Origin of the sequence: Psychroflexus curvus, from assembly GCF_020164585.1 — a bacterium.
In the GTDB taxonomy this organism is placed as follows: domain Bacteria; phylum Bacteroidota; class Bacteroidia; order Flavobacteriales; family Flavobacteriaceae; genus Psychroflexus; species Psychroflexus curvus.
In genome coordinates, this window is sequence record NZ_JAIQZF010000035.1 from 1 (window position 1) to 232 (window position 232).

The 232-nt window shown below is 34.9% G+C and carries 1 tRNA gene; it reads left to right on the plus strand.

Going from position 1 to position 232, the window contains the following annotated elements:
• Nucleotides 1-147: 147 nt before the first annotated feature.
• Nucleotides 148-221: transfer RNA gene (locus LB450_RS13660), tRNA-Ile, on the plus strand.
• The last annotated feature ends 11 nt before the right edge of the window (nucleotides 222-232 follow it).

Sequence of the window (232 nt, forward strand, 5' to 3'; positions counted from 1 at the left end):
GAATACCTCCTTTTTTAGAGTATTGCATCTGATAAGATGTAGTAGACGTTTAAAGAAAGGGAATTAATTAAGCTTTAATCAAGTATCAAAAAGGATAAGCTTTTGTGTTTCTAATTGTCAATTTAATTATCATATTATAAAGCCTACAGTCTCATAGCTCAGCTGGTTAGAGCGCTACACTGATAATGTAGAGGTCGGCAGTTCGAGTCTGCCTGAGACTACTTTTTAGTCG